13 protein-coding genes are annotated in these 13899 nt (G+C 45.9%); 4 read left to right on the top strand and 9 right to left on the bottom strand.

The annotated features are described in order from the left end of the window. Position 1: 1 nt before the first annotated feature. The 3 genes from HF312_11885 to HF312_11875 all read right to left on the bottom strand — a co-directional run bounded on the left by HF312_11885 (position 2) and on the right by HF312_11875 (position 3676). The gene (locus HF312_11885; protein ID MCU7520908.1) at positions 2 to 1141 is read right to left on the bottom strand and encodes a tetratricopeptide repeat protein; all 1140 of its coding nucleotides are present in this window, start codon (positions 1139 to 1141) and stop codon (positions 2 to 4) included. Positions 1142 to 1202: 61 nt separating this feature from the next. Then, positions 1203 to 2099: a hypothetical protein gene (locus HF312_11880; GenBank protein ID MCU7520907.1), complete on the bottom strand. Its 897-nt coding sequence runs from the start codon at positions 2097 to 2099 to the stop codon at positions 1203 to 1205. An 83-nt stretch (positions 2100 to 2182) separates the two neighbouring features. Continuing rightward, a complete protein-coding gene (locus tag HF312_11875) occupies positions 2183 to 3676 on the bottom strand; it encodes a glycine--tRNA ligase (GenBank protein MCU7520906.1) in 1494 nt (497 codons plus the stop codon). A 256-nt stretch (positions 3677 to 3932) separates the two neighbouring features. On the opposite strand from HF312_11875, the gene HF312_11870 reads away from it, so the two are divergent. Continuing rightward, a complete protein-coding gene (locus HF312_11870) occupies positions 3933 to 4427 on the top strand; it encodes a hypothetical protein (protein MCU7520905.1) in 495 nt (164 codons plus the stop codon). 16 nt (positions 4428 to 4443) lie between these two features. Continuing rightward, positions 4444 to 5187 carry a PEGA domain-containing protein gene (locus HF312_11865; GenBank protein ID MCU7520904.1) on the top strand — a complete coding sequence of 248 codons (744 nt, stop codon included), beginning with the start codon at positions 4444 to 4446 and terminating at the stop codon, positions 5185 to 5187. A 46-nt stretch (positions 5188 to 5233) separates the two neighbouring features. Here the strand turns inward: HF312_11865 and HF312_11860 are convergent, their stop codons facing one another. From HF312_11860 to HF312_11840, 5 genes are read right to left on the bottom strand one after another with little or no spacing between them, the layout of a single operon-like run. Beyond that, positions 5234 to 6199 carry a DUF2520 domain-containing protein gene (locus HF312_11860; protein ID MCU7520903.1) on the bottom strand — a complete coding sequence of 322 codons (966 nt, stop codon included), beginning with the start codon at positions 6197 to 6199 and terminating at the stop codon, positions 5234 to 5236. Beyond that, positions 6192 to 7010 carry an AmmeMemoRadiSam system protein B gene (amrB, locus tag HF312_11855; GenBank protein MCU7520902.1) on the bottom strand — a complete coding sequence of 273 codons (819 nt, stop codon included), beginning with the start codon at positions 7008 to 7010 and terminating at the stop codon, positions 6192 to 6194. Before amrB ends, HF312_11860 begins: the two co-directional genes overlap by 8 nt. Positions 7011 to 7014: 4 nt before the next feature. Further along, positions 7015 to 7578, bottom strand: coding sequence for an AmmeMemoRadiSam system protein A (gene amrA, locus HF312_11850; GenBank protein ID MCU7520901.1), 564 nt, complete (start codon positions 7576 to 7578; stop codon positions 7015 to 7017). Between the two features lie 15 nt (positions 7579 to 7593). After that, positions 7594 to 8418, bottom strand: a complete 825-nt coding sequence (locus tag HF312_11845) for a DUF4905 domain-containing protein (protein ID MCU7520900.1) — start codon at positions 8416 to 8418, stop codon at positions 7594 to 7596. 6 nt (positions 8419 to 8424) lie between these two features. Next, positions 8425 to 9795, bottom strand: coding sequence for a tryptophanase (locus HF312_11840; GenBank protein ID MCU7520899.1), 1371 nt, complete (start codon positions 9793 to 9795; stop codon positions 8425 to 8427). A 207-nt stretch (positions 9796 to 10002) separates the two neighbouring features. Here HF312_11840 and HF312_11835 point away from each other — a divergent pair, with 207 nt between their 5' ends. After that, positions 10003 to 10344 carry a hypothetical protein gene (locus HF312_11835; protein ID MCU7520898.1) on the top strand — a complete coding sequence of 114 codons (342 nt, stop codon included), beginning with the start codon at positions 10003 to 10005 and terminating at the stop codon, positions 10342 to 10344. Positions 10345 to 10507: 163 nt separating this feature from the next. Continuing rightward, positions 10508 to 11341 carry a hypothetical protein gene (locus HF312_11830; protein ID MCU7520897.1) on the top strand — a complete coding sequence of 278 codons (834 nt, stop codon included), beginning with the start codon at positions 10508 to 10510 and terminating at the stop codon, positions 11339 to 11341. Between the two features lie 62 nt (positions 11342 to 11403). On the opposite strand, the gene priA is transcribed toward HF312_11830, so the two are convergent. Beyond that, the gene (gene priA, locus HF312_11825) at positions 11404 to 13869 is read right to left on the bottom strand and encodes a primosomal protein N' (GenBank protein ID MCU7520896.1); all 2466 of its coding nucleotides are present in this window, start codon (positions 13867 to 13869) and stop codon (positions 11404 to 11406) included. Between the last annotated feature and the right edge of the window lie 30 nt (positions 13870 to 13899).

The following is a 13899-nucleotide window of genomic DNA, read 5'->3' as shown; positions in this document are numbered from 1 at the left end:
TTTATCTCTGATACGGTTTCTGCAGATACTGCCCGGCAAGGTTATGCGAATGGCCGAACTCCTTAACGTCAAGCACCTCTTTATAGTATTTAACCGCCCTGTCGCGCTCCCCTTTCTGGTCGTAAAGGTTCCCGAGGTAAAGCAGCGTATTTACCATGAAACCAGAGGCCTCATCTTTGTCCAGCTTTCTTGATGCATTTTCACATTCCTGGAAATATTGAATAGCGGCATCCGTCTGCCCCATGTTGCGCCTGTAGTATCCCAGGTAATAGGTTGCTTCCCTTCTAGACTGTTCATTATAGCCGGGGAATTTCTGCTGGTATTTCCTGTAGACGTCGGAAAAAATGCTGTCTGCCGTAAAAAGGCTTCCTTTTCTTATATTAATTCTTCCCTGGTAGCGCTCAAAAAGAGGGTTATCGGGATATTCCGAAGTAAGCATCTTTGCAAATTCCTCTGCTTTCTGGAAATTCTCCTCAAACTGGTAGTAGAGCTGCATAAGGAAATATCTCGATTCTGTTTTAGCGTACTTGCCGTTCATTGCGACGTTGGTCAGTTCCTTAATTCCCTTTTCCTTGTCTCCCGATGGGAAGAACATCATAAGAGGCTTTATCATGGGGTATTTTGCCGGAATTACGGCAGCATAGTAATCGTAAATTCCAAAGCCCAGCTGCACGTCCACGTTATTCGGATTAAGCTTATAGGCATGGTTTACAATAGGGAGCGCCTCGCGCCCGTCGTCGGCGGCCTTAATCCAGCTTTCCCTCATGGCTCTTAAGCGTCCGCGGAAGCCGATAGAGCCCCCCTTAAAGAAAAGGGCATCCACATTAGAAGGGTCCTTATCGAGTATCTGGTCGCACTGAAAAATAACGTCTTCCAGTTTCGCAAAAAAGATGTCGTCGTAGCTTTCATTGTCCAGGTCCAGCAGAATCTTCCACCAGTCAATCATAGCAAGGAAGAATTTTCCTGCCGGATGTTTCGGGTAGTCGGCAATAACCTCCTTAAAGGTCCTGTCGGCCTCGTCGAACTTTATGTTATATATCTGCCGGATTCCATTTTTCACGCGGGAATCAAAATCCCCGTTTTGTGAGAAAGCCTGTCCTGCCATCAGGAGGACAAAAAGGATAACAGCTAATCTTTTCAAAACGTCTCCATATAAAAAAACCCGGTTGAGTATAAACCGGGTTCAGTTTAGTAACAAGGAACTATCTTTTAAGGACTCTTAAACCCGCAAAAGGCTGAAGTTTATAGTCGAATGTAGCGGTATTATACGAGTTTCCCGAAAGTTTTCCGAGGCTTTTGACCCACAGTTTAATGTAGTTGCCGGCCTGTGTTTTAATGAGATATACGTTATCGGGAGTAATTGCAATTTCACTTAAAGTTGGTTCAGCAAGTCCTTCCGCCTTATCATAAGCCGCCTGCCCTGTTCCAATGAGTGAAAGTTTGGTATCGTGCCCGTTTGTCAGCGGCGCTTTGGCTGAAGAAGGCGAATAGAATTTCATTGCTCCGTCAGTGTTGTCCATTCTCATATTAAGGTCGATTCTGGAGGCATTATCGGAGCTATATGCCAGCTGTGTGCCCCCGCCCAGGAACGGGTCCCATCCGAAGCCGCTTTTAGCCGCATTAGAGGCAGCCGAGAACTCGTCAATAGTCTGGTTGGTATACTCATAGATGGCGGCATAGATAACCGAAGTTGCAGCCTGGCTTCTTGTGCCGTCACCATTTACGGCATAGACTTTCGTCTGGTACCTGGTGCTGCGGCCGGGATCCAGGTTAACAATATGAAAAGAGCTGTCGGATTTTACCACGAGGGCAGAATCGGCGCGGCTCAATACTTTACCGGTAGTATCAACTTTATTTGTAATAACCTGGTATCCTGCAAAGTCTCCTGCAGAGTTGCTGGTGGATTTAGTCCAGGAAACCCTGGCATTACTTCCCCCGCCCGGAATTGCCGACAAGACGACATTAACATCCGCCGGGGCGGCAGGGCCGCCGGGAGAAACGGGATTAGTACCTGAATCGTTACTGGAGCAGCCTTCCAGAAAAACCATGCCTGAGACTGCAAGCACGACAAAAAATAAAAGAACGTTAACAATTTTCATTCAATCCTCCCATATTAGTAAAGACATACAATTTATATTACTTGTGTCTTTACTAATATGAAAGTCAAAATTGTTTCTTATTTTCAGAAATCGAGGCTGCTGTTAACAAGTTTTTTCTGGAAATAGGACAGCAGCTGGTCAATTGCGACCCTTTCCTGCTGCATGGAGTCTCTTTCCCTAATTGTAACCGTCTGGTCCTCGAGTGTCTGTGTATCAACGGTAATGCAGTACGGAGTACCAACCTCGTCCATTCTTCTGTATCTGCGGCCTATGGCACCCTTGTCGTCGTAGAACACCCTGAGGAAAGGCCTTAAGTCGCGGTCTATCTTCTGAGCTATTTCAGGCATACCGTCCTTATTTACGAGCGGTAAAACGGCAGCCTTAATGGGAGCCAGGCGCGGGTGGAATTTAAGAACAGACCTCTGCTCGCCGTTAACTTCTTCTTCGTAGTAAGAATCGATTAAGAATGCCATAAATGAGCGGCTTGCGCCGGCTGAAGTTTCAATTACATAAGGAACGAATTTTTCCTTTGATTCCTCGTCAAAATACTGAAGAGATTTATTGGAAAATTTCTGGTGCTGGCTGAGGTCCCAGTCCTTCCTGTTATGAATACCCTCAATTTCACCCCAGCCGAAGGGGAAGAGGTATTCTATATCAGTAGCTTTTTTAGCATAGTGAGCCAGCTTATCCTGCGGATGGTCATGGAATCTCAGCTTGTCGGGGGTCATACCCAGAGCCTTGAACCACTCTATGCGCTGTTCTTTCCAGTATTCGTACCACTTATCGTCATCAGAAGGCTTAATGAAGAACTGCATTTCCATCTGTTCAAATTCACGTGTACGGAAGAGGAAGTTCTTCGTATTAATTTCATTTCTGAACGCCTTGCCGATCTGTGCAATTCCAAATGGGAGCTTCTGGCGGCTGGAGTTCTGGACGTTCAGGAAATTTACAAATATGCCCTGTGCGGTCTCAGGCCTCAAGTAAACTACGGCGCCTGAATCTTCAACCGGGCCGATGAAAGTTTTGAACATGAGGTTAAACTGCCTTGCCGAGGTAAAAGTGCCTGCATTTCCGCACTGCGGGCAGTTAAGAATTGATAAAAGCTTTTTGCCAAGATCCTGGTCCTCCAAGACGGCGTCAAAAGCCTCATTCATTGAAGCCTCATCGGTAAACTTGCCCTGTGTGAGTTCATCAAGCTTCCGGATCTGCTCAGGATGTTCTGCCACAACTTCGTGCAGGGCTTTAACCGCCTTTTCTTTTTTCTTGGCTGAAATCAGTTCTGCCAGTGTATCGAGGCGGAAACGCGCCTTGCACTGTTTGCAGTCGATCATTGGATCGGTAAAATTAGCCACATGTCCTGAGGCTTCCCAAACTCTTGGGTGCATAAGTATGGCGGCGTCAATCCCCTCGATATTTTTCCTGTAGGTCATGAATTTCCACCATTCTTCCTTTATATTTTTAAGGAGTTCAACTCCAAGCGGGCCGTAATCCCAGCAGCCGTTAAGGCCTCCGTAGATTTCGCTCGACTGGAATACAAATCCTCTTCTTTTAGCCAGAGAAACAATTTTCTCAACTATATCATTCTGGGTTTTATTTTGCTTTTCGATAGCCAGATCCTCCAAATTTTACATTATATAAATATAGCAAAAAATACAGATTTTTAGGATTTATTTTAAGAAACAGCCTGACGGTTTTCTGTTGTTTTGCATCTGTCTTTTGATAAATTATAATAAAACAGCCGCTGATTTGTTCCCGCGCACAAAAAAATTATGAAAACTTCTTAAAATTCAAATTATAACCATAATACCACATAAAAATCAGATAGGAGGCTTTGTGAAAAAAAACTACACAATAAAATGGTTTGCTAAATCCACTTTGTCACTTGTGCTTCTGTTTTCCCTCATAGTTTCCACGGGCTGCGGTAAAAAGCAGGAACAGCCGAAGCAGAACGTTCAGCAGGGGGATACGACCAAAATGGCTGATACGACAAAAAAAGCCGATACTACAGCAAAGACAGCCGCAGTTCCGGACCTTAAAGGGACTTACAGGGGAACTTTCGACCAGCGTTCTACAACTCTTAAAATTACAGAACAGAACGGAAACGATTTTAAGGGAAGCATTACAATTAATTACAGGGAGGTCATAAACCAGCAGGTAAGCGGAACCTTTGACCCCGCGACAAAGAAATTTACAATGCAGGACCTTCTGCACAGCAGATTTCAGGGGAAATATGCCGGGAAGGTTTCTGACGACATGAAAAAGTTATCGGGGACATTCACCATGTCACTCGACGGATCAAAGTTTAATTTTAATTTAGCTAAAAAGTAAGAGGAGAAGAAGTTAAATGAAAAAGTATTATCTACTTGCAATTGCCCTGCTTATTTCTTTTGCGTTTTATTCATGCAGCGATAATTCAACCAATCCAGAGCCTGCGGCACAAAAAGGAAGCATTTATATAACATCAAACCCGAGCGGAGCCCAGATCTGGAATAACAACACAAACACAAATAAGATTACGCCCGACAGCCTTACAGGCCTTGATGCAGGTTCATATTCAATTACGCTTAAATACCAGGGGCTGCGTGACACGACCATTTCCGTTGCAGTTAATGCAGGAGAGACGACGAAGCTTAGCGTAAAGATGCCCCTTTCAACTGTAACCTATCCCGTGGTAAGGATCTATGAGACGATAGGCACAACCGGGAAACCGAGCGGACTGATCCTTTCTACGGGGCAGCCCTCGGGTATCAGTTCAACTGCTCCCGACAGGGCAAAGGTTGACCTTTACTATTCGAGTTCCGGCTTTGTGCTTGCCTCAGCCGACCAGGCAAGCGGATTAACAAGGGTAACATTCTTTAAGGTTGGCAATTCGACTACACTCACAGATACGGTTTCGGCTCCCGCAAAGGACCAGAGCTGGGTTAAGAGCGTACCGGATACGGAGAGTAATTATATTTTCGTTTACGACAACGACCAGCATTATTCAAAGATCAGGATTGTCAACAAGGGAGGCGGAGTACCGGGCGAACCGGCATGGGTTGACGTAGTGGTGGTCTACAACCAGCAGGCCGGCGACAGAAGGTTCTAAGATTCAAAAATTCTGATATAATTAAAAAAGCCGTAAGGAAGATTCTTTACGGCTTTTTTGTATTGTTATGGACTTTGGGCTTTGGACACCGGGCTTCCTTTTCCACCGCTTCCTTAAGCTCGCAGATTAAAAGCTCGCGCAGCTTTTTGTAGCTTTCCACATCAGACGGGTTTTTAATTTTTGTAATTTCAAGAAGGCTTAAGGACTGGCAGATATAGTTGAGGTAAATGTTATCCATCCCCCCTTCCTCCCCGTTTTCCCTTGAGGCCTTTTTCAGGACAGAAAGATGATTTTTAACTACTTCCAGGTCGTTTCTTTCCACGGGTCCTGAAAGCGCCCTGATAACGCCGTCCTTATCCGCGTTTGCAAGTGTTGATTTTACGATCGGCTTTATGAGTGAAAAGAAATCCACGCCTTCAATTCTGCTTTTGTTAAAGGCCTGCTGGGCGTGGTAAAGGTTTGCGATGAGGAAGTTGGAAGCAAACACGCCAGCAATGTGATAGAATATCTTGTCTTCAGAGCCTATTACAAAAGGGCGCATCTCGAGCTTTTCAGCAAGTTCGAAGAACGTCTTCTCAGCCTCGGGTGTGGAAGATTCAACTGCTGCAAATGCGCCCCTTAATTCAACGAAGTTTTTTGAAGGGAACGACTGCATAATGTGCAGTGATGCCGTATGGGCTCCTTTTTCCCTCAAGGGTTCAAGAAGTGAAATATTCTGCGCACCTGAAAGGTGGCAGAAAAGTGTGTTCGGAAAGTCCAGGTCGTACATGGAAAGTTCTTCGGCTATGCGGGATATAGCCCTGTCGGGTACAGCGATAAAAACGATACGGATCCACTTTGGGATATCTGCCAGAGAGTCCGAATAATTTCTGATCCCTAATCTGTTTGCAAGGTCGCGTGCAGACCTGAGGCTTTTGCTTATAATGCAGGCCACGTTCTCATTTTTTGTCACCAGGCCGTTTGCAAGAGACGCCGCTGCCTTTCCGGCTCCAACAACTGCTATATCACTCATATATTACAGCCGAAAGATATCCCACGACTTCTGAATTATCACCCGTCACGTCACCGGAATCGCTGCGGTTAAGAACCTTTGCTTTTCTGACGTTCAGGAGGTCAGCCGTTCTCATTGCGGCCACAATAGGGCCTCCGCCGCAGGCTTCGCAATTGTTGTTATGCAGATCCCTTAAGAGAGTCTGGTAATCGAACTGGCTGATTCTTTTCTCCACAATTGAATCCAGGCGGTCGGCCTCCATTTTCGAATGGAAGTGCGACAGGTCGGAACTTGCAACTATGAGAGTTTTATCGTTAACAACTTTAGAGAGACGTTCGGAAAGCTCATTCAAGAACTCCTCCTTCTGGTCGCCAATGACAATAGGGAGTATATTAAAATCCTTAAGCACCATCTGTAAAAAAGGGAGCTGTACTTCGAGAGCGTGCTCCTGGCGGTGGCCCTCGACGCCCTGAAAGATCAGCTTTGCATCGCGTGTAAGCTCCTCGCGCATTGTCTTATTGACAGGAACAACTCCAAGGGGGGTACTGTAGGCATCCCCGCTGTAGACCGAGACACCGGGGAAATACTCCCTGTGGCTGGGGGAGATTATGACCACGGTCTCATAGGTTTTATTCCTTACCATATTATATGCATAAGCGGCCGTTCTGCCGGAATATATATATCCCGCGTGCGGGACCACAATAGCAGTAACGCTTCCGGGGGCTTCTTCGCTTCCTGCGGCATCGAGAAGAAACCTGACTTCGTCTTTTAACTTTTTTTCATCTGACGGATAAAACATGCCCGCAACAGCAGGCGGTCTGACTGTCTCCATACTTCTAACCTCCCATTTCCTCTTCAGAAAAAACACTTGCCGTAAAGAGCAGCATATTTAAGTTCCTCTTCTGCCAGAGATTAGATGGCAGTCCGGCCTTTTCGCAGAGGGCCGAGAGGTACTCGTCCTTATTCATACGGTGTTCAATGGGAACCTGCGGCAGAAGAAGTGCTCTTCGTCCCAGGTCTTCCAGAATAACTCCATGTTTTCCAAGCACAATCTCATCGTAGCTTTTCATCTTAAAAGGAGGGGAAAGGACAGAAATTTCGAGTTCCACCTTATCAAGTTCATTCTGACCGAGGGCATCAAACCTCGGGTCGGTAAATGCAGCCTTGCGGGCCGCGTCGCAGACTGTCAGAAAAAGAGGGTCATCAGCTATAATATAGCCAATGCAGCCCCGCAGGGCCTTATCCTTAGTAAGCGTTACAAAAGCCCCTGCATGTTCCTTTAAGACCGGGTGGTTTTCGTAATCCGCCTGCGGGGGAAGGCCTTCGCCCTTAAAGTAGCCTATAATGGACTCACGTGCGGCTTCTAAGAGGATCCTTTTCTCTTCATCTGACAATTCCATTAAACGTTCCCTTATTTATTCAACTGAGCAAACTATGAGTTCCTTTTTTTCCTTAAGTAGGAAAATAAGGTTATCTTTCATAAAAAATGAATCGGGCACAAATGCATTTGCGTTTGCGTTGAGCACGTCTTCAAAAATTATTTTCCCCGTCCTTGTATCCGCGCACAGGAACCTGTTAACCAGGCTTTGTTCAAACACCCTTGCATAGAAACTGAATAAAAGGAGGTGACTGTACTTAATATATTCAATGTTTCCGGCAACGTCGCGGCCATTAGTAATTTCTTCAATTATCTGCTTTATTTCAATGTCTTCAATTTTATCCTGGTGAAAAGTCTCAGGGAAAAGGTATCCGCGGTATTTCTCCATTTCGTCTATTGAGTCTCTGATGGAGTTCACCTTTTCGGCGTCATTTCCAAGTTCTTCCGTCACCTCTCCTGTTCTGTAATCGAGGCTGAAGAAATCCCATCCTTCAAACTTCTGTCTGAAGGCGTAGACCTTATCCTCATGTACAAAAAGCCATGAGAGGTTCTCTTCGTGCCAGAGGATCTTCTGTTCCACGATGTCGAAGGCAATAATTTCCTTGTGGCCCGGCATATCGGGTTTAGCGTACTTATGGAAATAAATTATGTCTTTATATATAGCTTCAATGCCGACCCAGAATTTTTCATCAAGCTGAAAATTCCTGAATATTTCCCCGCCCGTTGCGGCGTCGAGGCAGTTGAAGAAAGCCTGTTTTTCTTCCGGGCTGCGGTCTTCAATAATCAGCTTATTTGATTCCGAAAGGAGAATTCTCCAGAGCTGCCTGTTATTTGTAAACGAATATTTCTTTTTAACTTCCATATACTTTTATAATTGTTCAAATCTGGCGGTAAAATGCCTGAGCATAGGGGCCTCATAAGTAAGCCTGTAGCCCTTCAAGCATTCCCTTTTATTAAAAACATCAATTACTATCTCGGCCACATAATCTATATGGCTTTGCGTATAAACGCGTCTTGGAATTGCAAGGCGCACGAGTTCCATTGGAGGCGGAATGAGTTTTCCATCAGAGCCGTACTTGCCGAACATGACGCTTCCGATTTCAACCGACCTTATGCCGCCCTCTGTGTAGAGCTCGCATACAATTGACTGTCCCGGGAACTCACTCTGCGGAACATTGGGCAGAAATCTTTTTGCGTCGAGATAAATTGCGTGCCCGCCCGGGGGTTCGATCATCGGGACACCGGCCGAGAGGAGTTTTTCTCCCAGGTACTCAACGCTTCTGATTCTGTACTGAAGGTAATGCTCGTCGAGGACCTCTTCGAGCCCCTGTGCAATAGCCTCAAGGTCGCGTCCTGCCAGGCCGCCATATGTCGGGAACCCTTCTGTTACAATAAGGAGGTTTCGGCAGAGCATAGCAAGCGTGTCGTCATTCATTGCGAGGAATCCGCCGATATTGACGAGGGCATCTTTCTTTGCGCTCATTGTGCATCCGTCGGCATAGGAAAACATTTCCTGAGCGATTTCGAGCACAGATTTATTTTCGTAGCCTTTTTCCCTTTTCTTTATAAAATAAGCGTTCTCGGCAAAGCGGCATGCGTCCAGAAAGAGCGGGATGCCGTACTTCTGGCAGACGGCTTTAGTTTCCCTGATATTCTGCATTGATACCGGCTGGCCGCCGCCGGAATTGTTAGTAACGGTAATCATGCAGAGGGGGATATTCTGACTTCCCTTTTCCTTAATAAACCTCTCAAGTGCCTCAATATCCATATTTCCCTTGAAATCGGCCCTGATTTCAGGATGTTTGCCAACCTCGTTGAGAAGGTCGAATGCCTCAGCCTTTGTAAATTCAACATTAGCCCTTGTGGTGTCAAAATGTGTATTATTGGGGAAATATTTTCCTTCGCCTCCTGTAATGGAGAAGAGGATCTTTTCGGCTGCCCTGCCCTGATGTGTAGGGATGATATATTTCATTCCTGTTATTTTCTTAACGGCGGCTTCAAAGCGGAAGAAGCTTTTTGCGCCCGCGTAGGATTCATCACCGTCCATAATGCCTGCCCACTGTTTGGCGCTCATAGCAGAAGTGCCGCTATCGGTAAGGAGGTCAATTATCACGTCTTCAGCATGGATTAAGAATGGGTTGTAGCCTGCGGTTTTCAGGATTTCAATCCTTTCTTCTTTTGTAGTAAATCTGATCGGTTCAACAGATTTAATCTTAAAAGGTTCAATAATGGTTTTCATATTCTCCCTTAAGTTTAAGATTGGCTTTTTGTAATCTTAAACATAGCGCTTTAAGCTTTAGAAGGCAAGTAAACAATTTGGGAGGGGGTGGGAGGATGGGAGCTGAAATGATTAGCCCGGGGCCTTTGGGGCTTGACAATATATTGCGCATAACCTACATTTTACTACGAACATCCATGATGCATCAACTTCAAAGGAGGGATAAAAATGCTGTTCAGGTATTTCTATGAGGCTATTGTAGGCGCAATTGCAATTACTCTGGTTCTTCTCTTCGGGATGAAGGGGCTTGCCTCGCTTGCCCTGCTGGCTTTTCTGCCTTTGTACCTGAGAGCACGCAGAGTTCAGCCTGGCGAACGCGAACTTACTCTGTTCTACAAAACAGGCAATCTAACACTCGGCATTATTATTATTTCGGTCTTTGTAATTTATAAATTCTCACAGACAAGCATCCATGGACAGACCGTAGGCGATAACTGGAAGGGGATTCTTATGGCACTCATCGTTTTTTTTCACGGTATGGCGGGGCTTTTTATGAACAAATTCCGCTGATTCTAAGGTTTCTGAGGCTTGTCTGGGAAGCTTAATAATATTACATTTGTGCCGGATGTGTGTTTACTTTTAAAAATATTTCAGTAAATTATGTCAGATAATTTATCTTTTTTACTCTTGAGCCCTTCCGTAAAATTTTTTAACAACCGGAGAGAGGTCAAATATGGATGAGATTCATAATCCTGAACCATTGATTCCTGAACAGGCACCGGAAACCGACCAGGAAGAACTTAGCCATTCCGACAAAGTTGTTGGTATTATTACAAACCCCGTGCGGACTTTTGAGCAGATGTCAAAGTTTCCGCCACGCGTAACTGACTGGCTTATGCCTTTAAGCCTGATGATAGTTATTGCAATACTTGCAAACATCATTCTAATGAGCAACCCTGATATCAGATACGAAATAAGGCAAAAGCAGATTGCCTCAATTGAAAAGACATTTAACGAGATGGTTGAAAAAGGGCAGCTTACGCGCGAAATGGCAGATGAGCAGATTGAAAAGAACCGCGAAAGGATGGATGAATTCGGCACGGGTGCAGCAGCGGCAATCTTCGGAGCCATATCCACGCTGTTCGCCGTTTCCATTATGTTCTTTATTGTAACGGGGATATACTTTCTCTTCAGCCGCTTTGTGCTTAAAGGAGAGGGTACGTACCAGTCGGCGCTTTCTGCAAACGGAATGTCATATTACATTGCCATCATAGGAACGGTTCTGATGGTCCTGGCTTCCCTTTTGACGAGGAAGTTCCTCATGGGTACCAGCGTTGGCGCATTCATGAATGCGGATAAAAATACACTTGCAGGAATGCTGATGTATAAGCTGGACGTGATAGGGATATGGGGACTTGCAATTACAAGCATAGGACTGGCCAGGATGTTTCATTCAAAAGCCATGGGCAAATACTTCGCCGTGGTCTTCGGCATCTGGATCATCTGGAGCTTTATCACGCTCGGAATTGCAAAGGCGGTACCGGCATTAAGTTTCCTGGCTATGTAGCCTGAAAGAATGGGATCATTTTATTTACCCTGAAAGATGGAAAAGGCTTTCAGGGTATTTTTTTATACTATGCTCTGCGGGTCAATATCGAAGAAGAGCCTGATATTTCTATAGCGCGACATCCGGTTAAAATTAATAAATGAGTTAAGGACCGCGTTTCTGAGAATTGCGCCGCCGGGGTCAGTTTTTTTATCGCTTTTGATCAGGATGTGGAACCTGTAATTGTTCTTGAGCTTTGCTATCATAGCCTCAGATGGAGGTGTGATCATAAGTCCATTGCGGTACTTCTGAAGGTGCTCATAGAAATCGTTTATGGCTCCACGGGCCATCTCATCGCTTTCATCGCGCGCTTCGATAAGGCAGAGGCGGCTGAAAGGGGGATAATCCATCTTTTCGCGCACCTCAATTTCCCTTTCATAGAAAGAGAGATAATCGTTTTCAACAACCTTCTGCAGCACAAAATGCTTGTCGTTCTGCGTCTGTATAACAACTTCCCCTTCTGCCTTGCTTCGTCCCGCGCGACCGGATACCTGTGTCAATAGCTGAAAAGTTCTCTCATCAGCCCTGAAGTCCGGAAGCCAGAGGCTCGTCTCGGCGGCCACAACGCCAACGAGCGTGACGTTTGAGAAGTCCAGCCCTTTGGAGACCATCTGTGTTCCGACAAGGATATCGACCTCCCCTTTTCTGAACTTATTCAGTATGAAGCCCAGGGCGCCTTTTTTGCTCGTGGAGTCGGAGTCAATTCTTTCAATCCTTGCCTCGGGGAAGTAGTATGAGATCTCGTCTTCCACTCTTTGCGTACCCGTGCCGTAATATTTAATTTTTAACGACCCGCAGTGTGTGCAGGCATTCGGAACGGGTTTGTAGTAGCCGCAGTAATGGCACTGGAGGATGTTCCGGTTAATATGGAATACAAGGGGGACCGAGCAGTTTTCGCACGTTTCCACCTCTCCGCAGTCCTCGCAGTATACCTGTGTTGCAAATCCCCTGCGGTTCTGAAGAATTATAACGCCTTCTTTTTTCTTGAGCCTTTTTTCAATTTCGTTTAAAAGAGGTTTGGAAAAAACGCTTTCCATCTGCTTTTTCTTTTTTTCGACCGAAACGTTGACGAGCCTGATTTCGGGCAGCCTGGCCTCATCAACTCTTTCCTTAAGTTCAAGAAGCCTGTACTTGCCGAGCCTGGCGTTATACATGCTTTCAACCGAAGGCGTGGCAGAGCCGAGAACAACGGGGCACTGGCATATGCTGCCCCTTATTACGGCAGCATCGCGGGCCTGGTACTTTGGAACGTTCTCGTGGTTTTTGTAGCTCGAGTCGTGCTCTTCATCGACTACAATGAGTCCTATATTGTCCAGCGGTGCAAAGAGTGCGGAGCGCGCGCCTACGACGACGGTGAACCGGCCTGCAATAATTCCCCGCCATGTGTCGTATCTTTCACCCAGGGACATGCGGCTATGGACGACGGCAACCTTGCTGCCGAAATTGTTATAAAGCCGGGAGGTGATCTGGGGGGTAAGGGAAATTTCAGGCACAAGGATTAAGACGTTTTTACCTATTGCGTGCGCCTCTTTTGCCAGTTCAATATAGACCTGCGTCTTCCCGCTTCCAGTTACGCCGTGGAGAAGGAATGTCTGGAAGTTCTGCTCCTTAATGCTGCAGGAGACTTCCTGTCTAATGGCCTCCTGGGCCGGGGTAAGCGTAAGCTCCTGGAATTCTTCAGAATAGGCTTCAGAGTAGCTGCGTTCCACCTCGCGATCGAATATTTCAACGAGATTCTTTTCCACGAGTGCATCGACAGAGCTTTTGGAAGTGTTTGTTTTTTTCAGTATATCGGCCAGGGCCACGCCATCTCCTTTATCTGAAAGCAGTTCCATAAGGATTACGAGCTGTTTTGGCGAGCGTTTTTCAATTTCAGGAAAAGCCTCGTAGGTTTCATCGGCTGAAAGTGCAAGCTTAACAAATTTAACCTTCTTAACCGACACCTTTGCTTTTTCCAGCTCATCCAGGACCGTCAGGGCGCCGGATTTTTCGAGGCTGCGGAGTAAGGAATAGATATTTTTCTTTTTTACTTCCTTCTGCAGAAAGCTGAGAGTTACGACTTCCTGCTCCGACAATATTTTTAAGATCCGGCTTTTTACTGACGACTTGTCGGTTTCCTCTGAAAGGAGCTTCTGGCAGAAGAGTTTATCGCTTACAATCTTTTTTTTCGATTCAACGTCAAGGCCGTAGGGCACGGAGTTTCTGAGGGCTTCGCCAAGCGAGCTCAGGTAGTAGCCTGAAATCCATTCATAAAATTTGAGTGATTCCTGTGTGAAGATGGGGCTTGCGTCTAGAATATCCTGAATGGGCTTAACTTTATCTTCAACCGTGGTTTTATCTGTAACATTAATGATGAAGCCGGTAAGAATTCTTTTACCGAAGGGCACGACGGCTCTTACACCCGTCCTTGCCAGAGGGATGAGTTCATTTGGAACCGAATATGTAAACACGTTCCTGAAGGGAAGCGGAAAAACGATCTCAGCAAACATAATTATCTTCCAGGCTCTCAGAAAGCCCCC

Source organism: Ignavibacteria bacterium, from assembly GCA_025612375.1.
Taxonomy (GTDB): Bacteria; Bacteroidota; Ignavibacteria; order Ignavibacteriales; family SURF-24; genus JAAXKN01.
The sequence above is the reverse complement of the archived record's forward strand: the minus strand, read 5'-3'. Positions and strand labels throughout refer to the sequence as shown.

Coding starts and splice junctions, on each gene's coding strand:
- HF312_11880 (MCU7520907.1), bottom strand. CDS start 2,099: ATGAAAATTGTTAACGTTCTTTTATTTTTTGTCGTGCTTGCAGTCTCA.
- HF312_11865 (MCU7520904.1), top strand. CDS start 4,444: ATGAAAAAGTATTATCTACTTGCAATTGCCCTGCTTATTTCTTTTGCG.
- HF312_11860 (MCU7520903.1), bottom strand. CDS start 6,199: ATGAGTGATATAGCAGTTGTTGGAGCCGGAAAGGCAGCGGCGTCTCTT.
- amrB (MCU7520902.1), bottom strand. CDS start 7,010: ATGGAGACAGTCAGACCGCCTGCTGTTGCGGGCATGTTTTATCCGTCA.
- amrA (MCU7520901.1), bottom strand. CDS start 7,578: ATGGAATTGTCAGATGAAGAGAAAAGGATCCTCTTAGAAGCCGCACGT.
- HF312_11845 (MCU7520900.1), bottom strand. CDS start 8,418: ATGGAAGTTAAAAAGAAATATTCGTTTACAAATAACAGGCAGCTCTGG.
- HF312_11840 (MCU7520899.1), bottom strand. CDS start 9,795: ATGAAAACCATTATTGAACCTTTTAAGATTAAATCTGTTGAACCGATC.
- HF312_11835 (MCU7520898.1), top strand. CDS start 10,003: ATGCTGTTCAGGTATTTCTATGAGGCTATTGTAGGCGCAATTGCAATT.
- HF312_11830 (MCU7520897.1), top strand. CDS start 10,508: ATGGATGAGATTCATAATCCTGAACCATTGATTCCTGAACAGGCACCG.
- priA (MCU7520896.1), bottom strand. CDS start 13,869: ATGTTTGCTGAGATCGTTTTTCCGCTTCCCTTCAGGAACGTGTTTACA.